Below are 15,235 nucleotides of genomic sequence, written 5' to 3'. Positions count from 1 at the left end.
TAAACCCTATGAATAAAAGGAAACTAATAGTGTTCCAGCCCAAGGCTGTCACGTAGTAAATGTAACTGTTCCAGATCGCCATTACCGGCCGCTTTCTGAAGGGATTTGGTTGGTGCATGAATAAGGCGATTGGTCAGCTTATGGGAAAGATCGTTAATCGCGCTTTCGACATCGGCTCCCTGTTGAATCGCGGCGAGGGTTTTTTCAACCAACTCTTCGCGAATACTATCGGCCATTGTGCGGTAGTCACGAATGGTTGAGACCGCAGACTGCGAACGCATCCATTCCATAAAATTAGAACTTTCTTGCTGAATAATCTCTTCTGCCAGCACGGCCGCCGCTTTACGCTGGGACAGGTTATGCTCAATAATCGCATGCAGGTCGTCAACGGTGTATAGGTATACGTTGGGTAGCTTGCCGACTTCCGGCTCGATATCGCGCGGAACGGCAATATCGATAAATAGCATGGGCTGATTGCGGCGGCTCTTGAGCGAACGCTCAACCATTCCTTTACCAATAATCGGCAACGGGCTGGCGGTCGAACTAATAACGATGTCGGCTTTATACAGGCGCTCGTCAATTTCAGACAGCGTAATCACTTCGGCCTGAACTTCATCGGCCAGCACCTGCGCCCGTTCACGGGTTCGGTTAGCAATCACCATTTTCTTCACCTGATGCTCACGCAAATAGCGCGCAACCAGCTCGATGGTTTCGCCAGCGCCCACTAATAACACTTTCACCTCAGCCATGGATTCAAATATCTGGCGGGCTAAGGTGCAGGCAGCAAAGGCGACCGAAACGGCGCTTGAACCGATTTCAGTTTCGGTTCTAACCCGTTTAGCCACGGAAAATGATTTATGAAATAGCCGTTCCAGCTCGGTGTTGAGCTTGTGTTGTTCCTGCGACTCGGCAAAGGCTTTCTTTACCTGCCCCAGAATTTGGGGTTCACCAAGAATTAAAGAATCTAACCCGCTGGCAACGCGCATTAAATGGTTAACCGCGTCGACGTCTTTATGCCAGTACAGGCTGTTTTTCAGGTCATCGATCGACAGGTGATGATATTGGCACAGCCAAAGCATTAGCTGCGACAACGCATTGTCGTCTTTTTCTACGCTGAGGTAGAGTTCGGTTCGATTACAGGTAGACAGCACAACGCCGCCCTGCACCAACGGCTGTTGATGAAGACTTTGTAATGCCTCGCCCAGCGTATCCGGAGAAAAAGTTACGCGTTCTCTTAATGATACAGGGGCTGTCTTATGGTTGATTCCAAGTGCAAGCAGGGTCATTAAACGGCTATAATTATCGTTCTTAATGGATTGAGTCACGCTTCGGGCGTTTATTCTACTTGATGCGGACAATCAATAAAAGCGACAGATACCCCAGTCGCACCCTGATATGATTAAATACGCCCAAATGGGTATACTTTGCCCCAGTTTAATAATCCAATTGACGTTTAGCCTTCAGGCTATTAGCGTTACCAGTTACCAACAGGACAGCGGCGAAAACTTCATGACTTTTATACGCACTTCTACACTTTTAAAACTTGTTCCACTGGCAAGCTTATTGCTAACCGCTTGTACCCTGACCGGCCAGTCGGGTAAGCCGCCTGCTGCCGTGACTTCACCCGAATGGCAACAGCATGAAAAACAGGTTGAAGCGCTCACTCAATACCAAACCCGCGGTTCATTTGCCTATATCAACTCCACGCAAAAGGTGTATGCCCGTTTCTTCTGGCAGCAGGATCAACCCGAGCGCTATCGCCTATTGTTAACCAACCCTTTGGGTAACACCGTGATGGAACTTAACGTTCAGCCAGGTCTGGTTCAGTTAACCGACGATAAAGGCCAGCGTTATGTCAGCGATGACGCAGAGAAAATGATTCAAGAAATGACCGGCATGAACATTCCGCTAAACAATATGCGTAAATGGATGCTGGGCCTACCAGCGGGCGCTAAAGACTTTACGCTGACGCCGGAAGCCCGGCTGAAAAAGGTTTCATTAGATCAGAACGGTGAACTGTGGGTTGTTGACTATCAGAAATACGATGCCAATAGCCAACCGACGCTTCCTAGCCTGTTAGAGATTGTTCACGGCGACGATCGCATCAAATTAAAAATGGATAACTGGACGCTGCAATAAATGGTGAACTGGCCTTCTCCTGCCAAACTCAATTTGTTTTTATATATCACCGGCCGTCGCTCAGACGGCTACCATGATTTGCAAACCTTGTTTCAGTTTGTTGACTATGGCGATACCCTGAATTTTAGCCTGCGCCACGATGGCACCATCCGTCTGATAACCCCGATTGACGGCGTTGAGGACGATCGGAACCTCATTATTCGAGCGGCCAAGCTGCTGAAGTCCGCCAGCGGCAGTTCATTCGGGGTTGATATATCTATAGCTAAGATTTTACCCATGGGCGGTGGCTTAGGCGGAGGTTCATCCAACGCGGCAACGGTATTAGTCGCACTGAACCATCTGTGGCAATGCGGCCTGTCGGTTGAGCAGTTGTGCAAACTTGGCCTGACGCTGGGTGCCGACGTTCCGGTTTTCATCTATGGCCATTCTGCATTTGCGCAAGGCGTTGGTGAGCAACTTCAGCCGGCTAATCCACCTGAAAAATGGTATTTGATTGCTCATCCGGGAGTACATATTCCCACCCCAACTATTTTTTCAGATGCGGAATTAGTCAGAAATACGCCAAAACGGTCATTATTAACGCTTTTAAGTAGCCCTTTTTCAAATGATTGTGAACCAATCGCAAGAAAAAGGTTCCCCGAGGTTGAACAGCTCATTTCTTGGCTGTTACAATATGCCCCGTCACGTTTAACCGGAACCGGTGCTTGTGTATTTGCCGAATTCGATACAGAATCTGCTGCCCGTGACGTATTAAAAAAAGCCCCTGAGTGGTTACATGGATTTGTTGCGCGTGGAGTGAATGCTTCCCCGTTGCAGACCTTACTCTCAAGGCAAGTATGAGATCTACTTTAATGCTGTAACCAAAGCTAAGCTTGGAGTCAGCGCTGTTTACAGCATTAGTGTTCTCTATTTTCGCATATCATCAATGAGTTAAGTTTACTCTATGCACTCGATGATATCTTTCTGGATGCAAGCCTGAGGTTGTTCTCGTGCCTGACATGAAGCTCTTTGCTGGTAACGCTACGCCGGAACTAGCACAACGTGTAGCCAATCGTCTTTATACTTCTCTCGGTGACGCCGCTGTAGGCCGTTTTAGCGACGGTGAAGTGAGTGTTCAAATTAATGAAAACGTACGCGGTGGCGATATTTTTATTATCCAGTCCACCTGTGCGCCAACCAACGACAATTTAATGGAATTGGTCGTCATGATTGATGCGCTTCGTCGTGCATCAGCCGGGCGTATTACCGCCGTAATTCCTTACTTTGGCTATGCCCGTCAAGATCGCCGCGTGCGCTCTGCCCGCGTACCGATTACCGCAAAAGTTGTTGCTGACTTTCTTTCCAGCGTTGGCGTTGACCGCGTATTGACCGTTGATCTGCACGCTGAGCAAATCCAAGGGTTCTTTGACGTACCGGTTGATAACGTTTTCGGTAGCCCGATCTTATTAGAAGATATGTTGCAACAGAATCTGGAAAGTCCAATCGTAGTTTCTCCAGATATCGGCGGCGTTGTTCGCGCCCGCGCCATTGCTAAACTGTTAAACGATACCGATATGGCTATTATTGATAAACGTCGCCCTCGCGCTAACGTTTCTCAGGTAATGCACATTATTGGTGACGTAAACGGCCGCGACTGCGTGTTAGTTGATGACATGATTGATACCGGCGGTACGCTGTGTAAAGCGGCTGAAGCGCTGAAAGAACGTGGAGCTAAGCGCGTATTTGCGTATGCGACTCACCCTATCTTCTCCGGCAACGCCGTTGAAAACATCAAGAACTCGATGATTGATGAAGTGATCGTCTGCGACACTATTCCGCTCTCTGCTGAAATCAAAGCGATTAATAAAGTTCGCACGTTAACGCTCTCTGGTATGTTGGCTGAAGCTATTCGCCGCATCAGCAATGAAGAATCAATTTCTGCTATGTTTGAACATTAATAGAAATTAGTGCTGACAAAAAGCCCGTTATTCATTTTGTGAATAACGGGCTTTTTACTGTCATTCGGCTCGCCCATTTCATTTGGTGCAGCAAACCTTCATTAATCACCCACAGTCACTCATCAATAAGATTAATGCTTAAAGCCGTCATTTCGGCCACCGTGCTTGATCCACCAATAGCGGTCCTCTATTTTTTCACGACCGCCAAGGCGTGCGCCAATCAACCAAACTAATGCGCCGATAAAGATGCCCACAATGGGTAAATGAGCCTGAGCCCCCGGTAAGAAAAAGTCCTTCAATAACCCCAAAACGGTAAAAGCAATGCTGCCGATCATAAGGACCAATCCAACGCCCATCAAAACATTGCCTAATACCACTGCGGTTTTGCGTTTCATAAGAACCTCCATTAAGGGCTGGCTAACATGACTGTGCGATAGAGTTAACCCACACATTTACTCTGAGTATAGGCCCAAGAGCCTATTTTGGAAGTGTTACCGATCACAGACTTAGGATGTTCATTACAATTTACTTACATTTTTATTGACTAAATTTGACAAAATCAACTAACGGTGCAAAACGTGCCTATGATTGGTTTAGCCTGTTGAAAACAGCCTATTTGTCATAAGAAGGCATAGCGTTACACGGTGAACTTTGCGATTCAGGCCTGAGAGGGTAAAATAGCCCGCTTGATATTTTGCATCTCTTCCCTATTGTGCATAGGGATGCGCCCTGCGCACCAAACTTAGTAGGAAAAGACCGTGAGCAGCATTAAATTAATTGTTGGTTTAGCAAATCCGGGAGCGGAATATGCCCAAACCCGTCATAACGCCGGGGCTTGGTATGTTGATCTACTGGCCGAGCGTTACAATCAGTCGCTGAAAGAAGAAGCTAAATTTTTTGGCTATACCGCGCGATTAAGCATCGACGGTCAGGATATTCGCCTGCTGGTTCCGACTACCTTTATGAACTTAAGCGGTAAATCAGTACTGGCAATGGCCGGATTTTTCCGCATTGCTCCCGAAGAAATTCTGGTCGCACACGATGAGCTAGACCTTCCTCCGGGCGTAGCTAAGCTGAAACTGGGCGGCGGTAACGGTGGGCATAACGGTTTGAAAGACATCACCAATAAATTTAGTAATAATCCCAATTTCTATCGGTTACGAATTGGCATTGGTCATCCGGGAGATAAAAATAAGGTTACCGGATTTGTGCTGGGTAAACCGCCGCAAAGCGAACAAAAGATGATTGATGACGCTATCGATGAGGCCGTTCGCTGCACGGATATTCTGATTAAAGACGATATGACAAAGGCGATGAACCGATTGCATGCATTTAAAGCACTCGCCTAGTTTATTCAATAGATAACGTTCAGCAATAAATAAAGCCGCCGGGTTCAACAGAAACCGGCGGCTTTATTATTTTAAAACTAAAACTTAGCTTCGTATTTTACGGTAGACAAACAGTACTAGCAGAGCGCCGAGAACGGCAATGACCATACTGCCAAAATTGAAACCGTCTACGGTACCAAAACCAAAGAATGAGCTGATAAACCCACCGACCAATGCGCCGATAATTCCCAGAATAATGGTCACGATAAAGCCACCGCCGTCGCGTCCTGGCATCACCCATTTAGCCAAAATACCCACGATTAGCCCTAGTACGATCCACGTAAGAAAACTCATATATCCCCCTAAATCATTTCATTCAGAAAATTCATTGAAACCAGATTCAACGCTTTAATGCGTATTATTCGACTAAAATGACTAAAAATTTCGTTACAACAGGGTAATTGTAGGCGCTGGCGGAGGGAATTTCTAATTATTGACTAATTAATTTTAAATGCGGATAGGCTAATAAAATATGAATTAGCTCAGTAATACCCCGAAGTTGTTCAGGGTATTAAGCCAACTTAGATTTCCATATCTACGGCTATATATAGGCTATACAACGCGCCGCGGCCGATTGGTTCAGCTACAATCAGCCGTAAGTCCACGCGGTTACTACCGTTTTTTTCCTCTGATAAGAGGGCCTTGCCTGTACCCTATTTCGAACGCTAAATCGCCAAATCGTAAGGCATCCAACGGGCTATCTTCAAGAAGGAGTGTGTCAACCTGCTGAAAAGATGAGATTTGCGACGGCCTGAACGTTAGAAAAAACCGCCTAAAAAAGCCCGTTTAACTCACTTTCTTCGACTTATTGGCGTGGTGAGTATTTATACCGATAACTCCATATAAGCGCCCTACTCAATTTAATTGATAATCAGCATGGTTAAATATAATTAAGTTAATTGGCTATTCATCTTTCCGTTATTCATCTATATAAAAATAAATAAAATAGCTCCGACCCAATAGAATTAATAAATATAAAAAAAGCGCCTTGAATAGCAAAGCGCTTAGTCAAACAAATGCAAACAGTATATAAACGACTATTGGTCGCAAAAAGCGGTCCAAGCGTCTTCAGATAGCTGATGGATTTGGATAAATTTTTTAGTTTTACATAACGATTTTCGTAAGGCCTTCTTAGCCTGTTCATTTTTAATTCTCGTTGCCGGCGAACTAACCCGCTTAGAAGCCCGCAGATGAACGCCCAGTATATAGACGCTATAGCAAATATCGGTACTCAATCCGTCGTGATCGGTTTCGTTGTAAAACTTCATAAACGCTATTGCTCCCTAGCTAAAACCATTATTCTCCTAGTATATCATTGACTACCAATAAATAAGTAGGCTGATTCTCTATCACCCTCATCAAACTCGGCCCCGCATATTAATCAATGGAAAATCCTGAGCGACGATGGTCATTATTTTAAATCATCTTTTACTGCCAGCTCTGATTCTGTATGCTTATTGAGCAATTAGAATTAACATTCGATGAAATTAATCGTTGCCATTATCGTTGAGTGGTATATTGACCACCGCTAAATTTAATCACGGAAGTACACCCATGAAGCCAAGCCACACGCTGGTACATAATGATAATATGAAATTACTTGGCGAAGCTGTTTACGCCCTGATAAAGAAAGAAGCGCTTATAAACAGCGATGCGATAAAATCAGAGCTTCAAGGCATGATTAGCACTACACCGCAGAACAACATCGGAAAACTGAAGTTGATCTCTGGCGTTTTGGCTCTGCTGGATTAACTCCAATAAATTTGCCTAATATTTGGACATTAAGATAATTGCGGCTAGTCTTAATAGTGAATCCTATTTGTCTATTACAAGGAATCACTGCAATGATAAAAAAACGCATGGCCGTTATCGCTTCGTTACTCGTTCTCTGCGGCCTGCTGTCGGCCTGTAACACCACTCGTGGCGTTGGGGAAGATATCAAAGCTGGCGGCGAAGCAATACAGCAAAGTACCTACTAAGCCCTGTATCTGCATGACCACAAAACCCTCTATCGAGGGTTTTGTTTTACTTAACACCCACCCCGGGCTCGCTTTGCATATGCTCTGAATCAATCGCCTTGATGCAGAGTTATTCTCCATATATTTAAATTAATACAGTTTGAATCACTATTAACTTGAGATTGCATCCTGATTTTATAAAACCCCAGCAGCCCGCTAATTTTAAAAATATATAATCAAAAAATAGTAATAATTAGATATTTTATCTGTTTTAATTTGACAGATGACCAGACCATTAAATACTTAGCATGCATTACTTTTTATTAATCGTTATCTAACCATTACTAAGGAATAATCATGAAAGCGTTAAAAACGTTAGCAGTTGCTTTAATTGTCGGCACATTTTCACTAAGTGCATTGGCTGCCACTGAAATTACCAGAGAGCAGGCTAAAGAAAATAAATATCAATTGATTGGTGAAGTGAGTACGTCGGGTGAAGCGAAAACGTCTGACACAGCGATAAAGCAATTATCTAAGCTAGCTGACGAAAAAGGTGGAACTTACTTTGTAGTTATTGCTATGAACGAAAAAGGCAAAGTTTTCGCTTCTGCCGAAGTGTATAAATAATAAATGAAATAAGGTGTAAAGCCTTTAGATTCGTTATGTAAGAATTTACGCCTGTATTGTCATCAATATGAGGATTCTTAATATTAAGAATCCTCATCATAATAAACAATCAGCTTTATTACTTAAAATTAGGCTTAGCTACAGCCTAAAAACTCAAGCGCTAACGTAGCCGTTCTATTCCTTTCCGATCCGGCAGGCTCTTTACGCGTCACCCTCAATAATTTTTCTGATATTGAATCTTTATCTATTGGTAATTTTGCATCACACAGCTTAACAACCATTTCACCGATAATTTGTCGTATTGGGTCCATTTTTTGAGACATAAATCACCTATCAATTAACTAGCCTACCCTCATTAAGCTATAAATCCCTACCAGACTCAAGGTGAAAATTGCAGAAACATGCGTTATGTTCAAGTGTGAAATTAAACTGAGAAAACGCCCCTTCCTTGCTATCTGGCCTAAAGCTGGCGAATACCACAGCCTGAACGGCCGTAGTGGATAGAGATTAAAACCGCATAATGTGTATAATAGCGCAATAATTTAGAGCGCATTTAGAAGAACTTATCTAACGCGCTGATTTCAAACAATTTTAAGGTAATATGAGTTATGGGATTCAAATGCGGTATCGTCGGGCTGCCTAACGTTGGTAAATCAACCCTGTTTAATGCGTTAACTAAAGCGGGTATCGAAGCAGCTAACTTTCCGTTCTGTACCATCGAGCCTAATACCGGCGTTGTTCCTATGCCTGATTCGCGTTTGGATCAGTTAGCTGAAATCGTTAAGCCTCAGCGTATTCTACCGACTACGATGGAATTTGTTGATATTGCCGGTCTGGTTAAAGGCGCCTCTAAGGGTGAAGGCTTAGGCAATCAGTTTCTAACTAACATTCGTGAAACTGAAGCAATTGGCCACGTAGTGCGTTGCTTTGATAATGACAACATTATTCACGTTTCAGGCAAGGTCGATCCGGCGGAAGATATTGACACCATCAACACTGAACTGGCCCTTTCCGATTTAGATACCTGTGAACGCGCTATTCACCGCGTGCAGAAAAAGGCAAAAGGCGGCGATAAAGACGCAAAAGTTGAACTGTCAGCCTTAGAAAAATGTTTACCACAGTTAGAAAACGCTGGCATGTTACGTGCGCTGGATCTGGACGCGGAAGAAAAAGCGGCAATTAGATACTTAAGCTTCCTGACCTTAAAGCCAACCATGTACATTGCCAACGTTAATGAAGACGGCTTTGAAAATAACCCTTATCTGGATCAAGTACGCAAAATCGCCGCGGCGGAAGGTTCCGTAGTGGTTGCCGTATGCGCTGCCGTTGAGTCCGACATTGCTGAACTGGAAGATGACGAACGCGAAGAGTTTATGGCTGAACTGGGTATTACCGAGCCGGGCTTAAATCGGGTTATCCGCGCCGGTTACGAGCTACTCAATCTGCAAACTTACTTTACCGCTGGCGTTAAAGAAGTTCGTGCTTGGACTATCCCCGTTGGCGCTACCGCCCCTCAGGCGGCCGGTAAAATTCATACTGATTTCGAAAAAGGATTTATCCGCGCCCAGACTATCGCCTTTGAAGATTTCATTACCTACAAAGGTGAACAAGGCGCAAAAGAAGCCGGGAAAATGCGTTCAGAAGGTAAAGAGTATATTGTTAAAGATGGCGATATCATGAACTTCTTGTTTAACGTTTAATTTTTACGCCTGCCGGGTATTATTACTATGCCCGATAGACTGATTCCTGATTTAAAATCCACGCAATGGCGTGGATTTTTGCTTTTTAAGCATGAAAAAACGCCTCAAACCATTTTCAGCTTTTGCTGTTGCTCCAGTTCTCGTTTCAAAACCACCAGAGCGCGCTGAATATCGGCCCGGTTAATCCCGCCGAAGCCGAAGAACATCAGTACCGCGCCGCTTTCTTTCTCATAGGCCAGCTCGGAACCATTACCCAACTGCTTAAGGGTATCAAAGCGAACGCCAGCAGCCAGACATCGGGCTCGTAGCTGTTCAACACACTGAGGTGAAATATGGGGATCCAGCGACAAATGCAAACCTGTTTGAGAATTCAAAATCCTGCCGTCGGGGAACAGTTCAAGCAGCCCACTTTGCAATTCACTGCGCCGTAACGCGTACTCTTTCTCTAAACGCCCTAACTGATAGTTATAGCTCTGGTCGTGGATATATTCAGCCAAAAACTGCTGATATAGCCAGCTACTGCCATGATTATTCAACGCTTTCATATTTACCACCGGCCTCAGCAGCGCCTGTGGGCATACCATATAGCCAAGACGCATTCCCGGGCCTAGAGTCTTAGAAAAGCTGCCGAGATAAATCACGTTATCGGCGTAATCCAGCGACTTTAACGCCGGAAGCGGTTGGTTACCGTATAAAAAAGCCGAGTCATAGTCATCTTCAATAATATAAGAGTTTACCCGTCGAGACCATGCCAATAACGCTTCACGCCGCGCTAACGATAGCAAACTGCCGGTCGGATATTGATGAGATGGCGTGACATAGCATAAGGTTGTTGGCTTTTCGGGCAGTTTATCGGTCATGATCCCCTGTTCATCAACCGGTATACTGACCCGATCGTTGGGCGCTGACTGGAATAAGTTCCAGGCACCGGAATAACAGGGTGACTCAAGAACCACGCTCCCTTCACCGCTGTGGGAAAAGAACAGCTGCGCAAGCAGCGACAGCCCTTCTTGCATGCCGTTAATAATCACAATACTTTCGGACTCGGTCTGAATTCCTCGGCTGTGGGACAGATAGCGGGCAATTTCATAACGCAGGCAGCTTAGGCCTTGAGGATCCTGATAACGGGTCATCATCAGATGCTTCTTTTTAGACGCGGTATTATTCCACTTACGCCAGACAGACCACGGAAAAGCGCTCTCATCCGGCTCACCTAGCCTAAAGTAGAGCCTATCCTTTTCAGGAACAAATACGTCTGCCGATGGTTGCATTAATATCGGTAGCGGAGGCATTGATAAACTGGTCGAAGCCTGTTCCCGATTGTTGGTTTTTATCACGGCATCAAAAATCACCTTGAATCCAATACCGGGAAGATTCACAACGTAGCCAGCATGTACTAGCTTTTCATACACCGCGGTAACGGTATTGCGAGCAATGCCCAGTTGACCTGCCAGTACCCGAATCGACGGTAACATATCACCATATAGTAGTTCACCCCGAAACAGGGCTTCACAAACCTGCTGGTAGATCTGCTTTTGCAGCGTGTATGAAATATGGCGGTCTAGTTTAATCTGCATACGAAATAACCCTCCTCGCAATAAGTCTATTGGCCACATTTACCAAGCAAACTCAGTTATATAAGGCAGTTAGGATAGTAACAATTCACCGCTCATTAACCTTAGTTATTGTATATCTGTCCCCATTCATTTGTTTATTCCGTCACTATTTTGTCTACAGGCGAGTTGTTAGCGTGTCGAAAATTTCAGCAGGAGTAATGCAAACATGTCTTTGTGGCGAAATAAAAAGAAATGGGGACTGATGCTTGCCGGTGCCTTAGCTATGCTGATCGTTATTGCCGCTGGCTATCAAGGCGTTCGCCACACCAGTACCACCGAATTTTGCCTTTCCTGCCATTCAATGAAGACGGTAGGCGTGGAATATCAACAAAGCATCCATTTTAAAAATGCGTCCGGCGTCAGGGCGGAATGTGTCGATTGTCATATTTCGCCGGGCATTATCCCTACCCTGATCCGCAAAGCCCAAGCCCTTAGCGAGCTATATCATGAATATGTCTCACCCACTATAGATACACCGGAAAAATTCGAACAGCGGCGCGAAACTCTGGCAAAACGCGAATGGGACCGGATGACCTCAAATGGTTCAGCCGCCTGTAAGTCTTGCCATAGCTACAACGCAATGGATCACGCCAAACAATCGCCTCAGGCGTCAGAGCAGATGACCAAGGCCGCGTTAGACAACGGCAACTGCATAAGCTGTCACAAAGGAATCGCGCACCACCTGCCGGATATGTCCGGTAACTTTCGCAAAATCTTTAGCCAGTTAGAACAGCAGGCCGCCAAGCCGCCTGAGCAATCAGAGCTTTATACCCTGATAGAGAAACCCATTACCGCCACCCAATCGGGCAAAGCCGGTAGCGCCAAACTGATGCCCGCTTCACAGGTGAAAGTTCTGAGCAGCGACCAAGACCAATTACAAATCGAAATTACCGGCTGGCGCGAGGTTCAGGGGCGAGGTCGGGTCATTACCCAATATCCGGGAAAACGCATATTTACCGCCGTGCTAGACGACACGCTTCAACAAAACGTCAAAGTATTGCAACAGCAGACCGATCCGGTTTCTCACCAAGACTGGCAACAGATCAGCATCACGGTATGGACCAGCGGCAGCGGTTTTACCAACTCACTGGAACCCGTGTGGCAAAACGCCAGCGATATGTTGCAGGCAACCTGTAGCTCATGCCACAGCGCACCACCCACCTCGCGTTACAACGCGAACGGCTGGATTGCTGGCCTGAAAGCCATGTCGACCTACTACCGGTTAGAAAAACAGGAAGAGTTTCGCTTACTGAAATATTTACAAACTCATGCCAGCGATATACCAAATCAGCCAAATTAATTAAGGAATAATTATGGATATCAATTGTTTTAGCCATTCAAGACGACGCTTTCTGACCGGAATTATGGCCGTATCCGCGGTGAGCTTTATCACCCCGGGGCTATTAACCCGTAAAGCTTGGGCAGCAGAAAGCAGCGCGACCAGTTGGATCCAGTCTGGCTCCCACTTCGGTGCTTTTGAGGCCAAAGTGGTTAACGGCGAATGGGTAGAAACTCGCCCTTTCAAACTGGATAAATACCCCTGTGACATGCTTCAGGGGCTCAAAGAGATTGTCTATAATCCGTCCCGCGTTCGTTACCCGATGGTTCGCCTTGACTGGTTGCGTAAGGGCCATCAGTCAGACCGTAGCCAGCGCGGTGATAACCGTTTTGTCCGAGTCAGTTGGGACAAGGCGATAGACCTGTTTTATCAGGAACTCGAGCGGGTGCAAAAAACCTACGGTTCTTCCGGCCTGTTTACCGGGCTGGCCGATTGGCAAATGGTGGGGAAATTGCATAAAGCCGGTGGCGTACTCGATCGAGCGTTGAGCCTGCACGGCGGCTATGTCACTACGGTTGGCGACTATTCAGCCGCCGCCGCTCAGGTGATTCTTCCTCACGTTATTGGGTCATTAGAGGTCTACGAGCAGCAAACCTCCCTGCCGCTGGTGATCGAAAATACCAATACCATCGTTTTGTGGGGTTGCGATCCGATAAAAAATCTACAAATCGAATATTTGGTACCCGACCATGACGCTTTTGGCTATTGGGCTGAAATAAAACTGCGGGTAGCGCAAGGTAAAATGCGCGTTATTAGCGTAGACCCGGTGATCAATAAATCACAAAACTATCTGGCCGGTGAACAACTGGCTCTCAATCCACAAACCGATTTACCGCTGATGCTGGCTATTGCCCATACGCTGTATCAGGAAAATCTGTACGACAAAACCTTTGTGAAAGACTACAGCGTCGGTTTTGAGGCCTTTCTGCCCTACCTGCTTGGTACCGCGGACAAACAGCCTAAAGATGCGGAATGGGCTGCAAAAATTTGTGGCATAGACGCTAACGGCATTCGCGACTTTGCCCGAGTATTGGCCAAAGGACGCACCCAGTTTATGGGCGGATGGTGCGTTCAGCGCATGCATCATGGGGAACAATATCCATGGATGCTGGTAGTGCTGGCCACCATGCTGGGCCAAATTGGTTTACCCGGCGGCGGCGTTGGGTTTGGCTGGCACTACAACGGCGGCGGAACCGTTACCTCTAAAGGCCCAGTGTTATCCGGCTTTGGCAGTCTGTCTAATCCACCGGCTCCGATTCATACGGTCGACTTTCGCGGCGCATCGCCGCACGTACCGCTTTCTCGCTTTATTGATTGCCTGTTATCACCGGGTAAAACCATGGCGTTTAACGGCGAAACGCTGACCTTACCCGAGATTAAAATGGGGATCTTTACCGCCTCCAACCCTTACCATGCTCAACAAGACCGGAACAAAATGATCGAAGCGTGGAAAAAATTCGAAACCGTGGTGGTTCTCGACCATCAATGGACCGCCTCGTGCCGGTTTGCCGATATCGTTCTGCCGGTAACAACCCGCTACGAGCGTGACGATATTGAACAGTATGGAACCCATTCGAATAAAGGGCTCATGGCTATCCGACAGGTGGTTAAGCCCCAGTTTGAAGCCCGTGACGATATCGCGATTTTCACCGATTTGTGTAAACGCTTTGGCCGAGACGAGGTGTACACCGAGAAACTGACTACCGGCCAGTGGATAAAAAAAATCTACGAAGACGGCAGAAAGCAGGCTCAACAGCAAAATATCGCAATGCCTGATTTTGATACCTTCTGGCAGGGTGACGGCTACTTTGAATATCCGGCCGGAACGCCGTGGGTCCGCCACGGTGATTTCCGCGACTCGCCGGATCTTAACCCGCTGGGTACGCCTTCCGGATTAATTGAAATCTATAGTAAAACCATCGCCGGTTTTCAGTATGCCGACTGCCCGGGTCACCCGGTGTGGATTGAACCGTTTGAGCGCAGTCAGGGCGGCACCGGTTCAGATAAATACCCGCTACATTTGCAATCCTGTCATCCGGATAAACGGCTCCACTCTCAGCTATGCTCCAGCACTAGCTTAAGAGAGACTTACACCGTTAACGGGCGCGAACCGGTGTATATCAACCCTACCGATGCCGAAGCCAGAAAGCTGAGTAACGGTGATATCGTCAGGGTGTATAACGATCGCGGGCAGATACTGTCCGGCGTCGTTATCAGTAAAGACTATCCGGCCGGCGTTATCCGCATTCAGGAAGGTGCCTGGTACTCCCCGCTGGAAGGTGGAAAAAGCGGTACGCTCTGTACCTATGGCGATCCTAACGTGTTAAGCGCCGATATCGGTACGTCACAGCTTGCTCAGGGGCCATCGGCCCATACGGCACTGGTTCAGATTGAGCGTTTTACCGGTAATATTCCGGCACCAACGGGATTTCATGGCCCAGAAACCGTTACCCAATAGTCTTTAGCAACGGGCTGATAAGCCGAATAGCCCGTTGAGTTTATCTAACGACTACCACATCACAGGTCTTACT

15 protein-coding genes are annotated in these 15,235 nt (G+C 46.5%); 10 read left to right on the top strand and 5 right to left on the bottom strand.

Translation table 11 applies throughout. The features are described from left to right. Positions 1–23 precede the first annotated feature (23 nt). Positions 24–1,286: a glutamyl-tRNA reductase gene (gene hemA / locus GVI43_RS07725; RefSeq protein ID WP_159566296.1), complete on the bottom strand. Its 1,263-nt coding sequence runs from the start codon at positions 1,284–1,286 to the stop codon at positions 24–26. 223 nt (positions 1,287–1,509) lie between these two features. Here hemA and lolB point away from each other — a divergent pair, with 223 nt between their 5' ends. The 3 genes from lolB (at position 1,510) to prs (ending at position 4,076) form a co-directional block, all read left to right on the top strand. Then, a complete protein-coding gene (gene lolB / locus GVI43_RS07720; protein ID WP_159566295.1) occupies positions 1,510–2,139 on the top strand; it encodes a lipoprotein insertase outer membrane protein LolB in 630 nt (209 codons plus the stop codon). After that, entirely contained in the window at positions 2,140–2,979 is an 840-nt protein-coding gene (gene ispE, locus GVI43_RS07715) for a 4-(cytidine 5'-diphospho)-2-C-methyl-D-erythritol kinase (protein ID WP_159566294.1), read from the top strand. A 149-nt stretch (positions 2,980–3,128) separates the two neighbouring features. After that, positions 3,129–4,076: a ribose-phosphate diphosphokinase gene (gene prs / locus GVI43_RS07710; protein ID WP_159566293.1), complete on the top strand. Its 948-nt coding sequence runs from the start codon at positions 3,129–3,131 to the stop codon at positions 4,074–4,076. 131 nt (positions 4,077–4,207) lie between these two features. Here the strand turns inward: prs and ychH are convergent, their stop codons facing one another. After that, positions 4,208–4,471 carry a stress-induced protein YchH gene (ychH, locus tag GVI43_RS07705; protein WP_159566292.1) on the bottom strand — a complete coding sequence of 88 codons (264 nt, stop codon included), beginning with the start codon at positions 4,469–4,471 and terminating at the stop codon, positions 4,208–4,210. Between the two features lie 363 nt (positions 4,472–4,834). Between ychH and pth the strand changes: the two genes are divergently transcribed. After that, positions 4,835–5,425 (top strand): aminoacyl-tRNA hydrolase, encoded by a 591-nt coding sequence (pth, locus tag GVI43_RS07700; RefSeq protein ID WP_159566291.1) that lies wholly within the window; start codon positions 4,835–4,837, stop codon positions 5,423–5,425. An 84-nt stretch (positions 5,426–5,509) separates the two neighbouring features. On the opposite strand, the gene GVI43_RS07695 is transcribed toward pth, so the two are convergent. After that, positions 5,510–5,758 (bottom strand): GlsB/YeaQ/YmgE family stress response membrane protein, encoded by a 249-nt coding sequence (locus GVI43_RS07695; RefSeq protein ID WP_159566290.1) that lies wholly within the window; start codon positions 5,756–5,758, stop codon positions 5,510–5,512. Between the two features lie 1,260 nt (positions 5,759–7,018). Between GVI43_RS07695 and GVI43_RS07690 the strand changes: the two genes are divergently transcribed. The 3 genes from GVI43_RS07690 to GVI43_RS07680 all read left to right on the top strand — a co-directional run bounded on the left by GVI43_RS07690 (position 7,019) and on the right by GVI43_RS07680 (position 8,049). Beyond that, positions 7,019–7,216 carry a hypothetical protein gene (locus GVI43_RS07690; RefSeq protein ID WP_159566289.1) on the top strand — a complete coding sequence of 66 codons (198 nt, stop codon included), beginning with the start codon at positions 7,019–7,021 and terminating at the stop codon, positions 7,214–7,216. A gap of 92 nt (positions 7,217–7,308) precedes the next feature. Next, a complete protein-coding gene (locus GVI43_RS07685) occupies positions 7,309–7,443 on the top strand; it encodes an entericidin A/B family lipoprotein (RefSeq protein WP_159566288.1) in 135 nt (44 codons plus the stop codon). Positions 7,444–7,779: 336 nt separating this feature from the next. Beyond that, a complete protein-coding gene (locus GVI43_RS07680; RefSeq protein ID WP_159566287.1) occupies positions 7,780–8,049 on the top strand; it encodes a YdgH/BhsA/McbA family protein in 270 nt (89 codons plus the stop codon). Between the two features lie 134 nt (positions 8,050–8,183). Here the strand turns inward: GVI43_RS07680 and GVI43_RS07675 are convergent, their stop codons facing one another. After that, on the bottom strand, positions 8,184–8,372 hold the full coding sequence (locus GVI43_RS07675; RefSeq protein ID WP_159566286.1) for a hypothetical protein: 189 nt from the start codon (positions 8,370–8,372) through the stop codon (positions 8,184–8,186). Positions 8,373–8,657: 285 nt separating this feature from the next. On the opposite strand from GVI43_RS07675, the gene ychF reads away from it, so the two are divergent. Continuing rightward, positions 8,658–9,749, top strand: coding sequence for a redox-regulated ATPase YchF (gene ychF, locus GVI43_RS07670; RefSeq protein WP_159566285.1), 1,092 nt, complete (start codon positions 8,658–8,660; stop codon positions 9,747–9,749). A gap of 104 nt (positions 9,750–9,853) precedes the next feature. Here ychF and pdxR read toward each other — a convergent pair whose 3' ends face one another. Then, entirely contained in the window at positions 9,854–11,326 is a 1,473-nt protein-coding gene (gene pdxR / locus GVI43_RS07665) for a MocR-like pyridoxine biosynthesis transcription factor PdxR (protein WP_159566284.1), read from the bottom strand. A 205-nt stretch (positions 11,327–11,531) separates the two neighbouring features. Between pdxR and torC the strand changes: the two genes are divergently transcribed. Next, positions 11,532–12,665 (top strand): pentaheme c-type cytochrome TorC, encoded by a 1,134-nt coding sequence (torC, locus tag GVI43_RS07660; protein WP_159566283.1) that lies wholly within the window; start codon positions 11,532–11,534, stop codon positions 12,663–12,665. Between the two features lie 13 nt (positions 12,666–12,678). Then, positions 12,679–15,162, top strand: a complete 2,484-nt coding sequence (gene torA / locus GVI43_RS07655) for a trimethylamine-N-oxide reductase TorA (RefSeq protein WP_159566282.1) — start codon at positions 12,679–12,681, stop codon at positions 15,160–15,162. Positions 15,163–15,235: the final 73 nt, after the last annotated feature.

Origin of the sequence: Budvicia diplopodorum (genome assembly GCF_009800925.1) — a bacterium.
Taxonomy (GTDB): domain Bacteria; phylum Pseudomonadota; class Gammaproteobacteria; order Enterobacterales; family Enterobacteriaceae; genus Budvicia; species Budvicia diplopodorum.
Note: the sequence above shows the minus strand (reverse complement) of the source record. Positions and strands in the feature narration are given on the sequence as shown.

Excerpts from the sequence above, each read along its gene's own strand:
- GVI43_RS07690 (WP_159566289.1), top strand. The coding sequence starts at position 7,019 with ATGAAGCCAAGCCACACGCTGGTACATAATGATAATATGAAATTACTT.
- ychH (WP_159566292.1), bottom strand. The coding sequence starts at position 4,471 with ATGAAACGCAAAACCGCAGTGGTATTAGGCAATGTTTTGATGGGCGTT.
- GVI43_RS07695 (WP_159566290.1), bottom strand. The coding sequence starts at position 5,758 with ATGAGTTTTCTTACGTGGATCGTACTAGGGCTAATCGTGGGTATTTTG.
- GVI43_RS07675 (WP_159566286.1), bottom strand. The coding sequence starts at position 8,372 with ATGTCTCAAAAAATGGACCCAATACGACAAATTATCGGTGAAATGGTT.
- pdxR (WP_159566284.1), bottom strand. The coding sequence starts at position 11,326 with ATGCAGATTAAACTAGACCGCCATATTTCATACACGCTGCAAAAGCAG.
- ispE (WP_159566294.1), top strand. The coding sequence starts at position 2,140 with ATGGTGAACTGGCCTTCTCCTGCCAAACTCAATTTGTTTTTATATATC.
- torC (WP_159566283.1), top strand. The coding sequence starts at position 11,532 with ATGTCTTTGTGGCGAAATAAAAAGAAATGGGGACTGATGCTTGCCGGT.
- hemA (WP_159566296.1), bottom strand. The coding sequence starts at position 1,286 with ATGACCCTGCTTGCACTTGGAATCAACCATAAGACAGCCCCTGTATCA.
- ychF (WP_159566285.1), top strand. The coding sequence starts at position 8,658 with ATGGGATTCAAATGCGGTATCGTCGGGCTGCCTAACGTTGGTAAATCA.
- torA (WP_159566282.1), top strand. The coding sequence starts at position 12,679 with ATGGATATCAATTGTTTTAGCCATTCAAGACGACGCTTTCTGACCGGA.
- GVI43_RS07685 (WP_159566288.1), top strand. The coding sequence starts at position 7,309 with ATGATAAAAAAACGCATGGCCGTTATCGCTTCGTTACTCGTTCTCTGC.
- GVI43_RS07680 (WP_159566287.1), top strand. The coding sequence starts at position 7,780 with ATGAAAGCGTTAAAAACGTTAGCAGTTGCTTTAATTGTCGGCACATTT.
- lolB (WP_159566295.1), top strand. The coding sequence starts at position 1,510 with ATGACTTTTATACGCACTTCTACACTTTTAAAACTTGTTCCACTGGCA.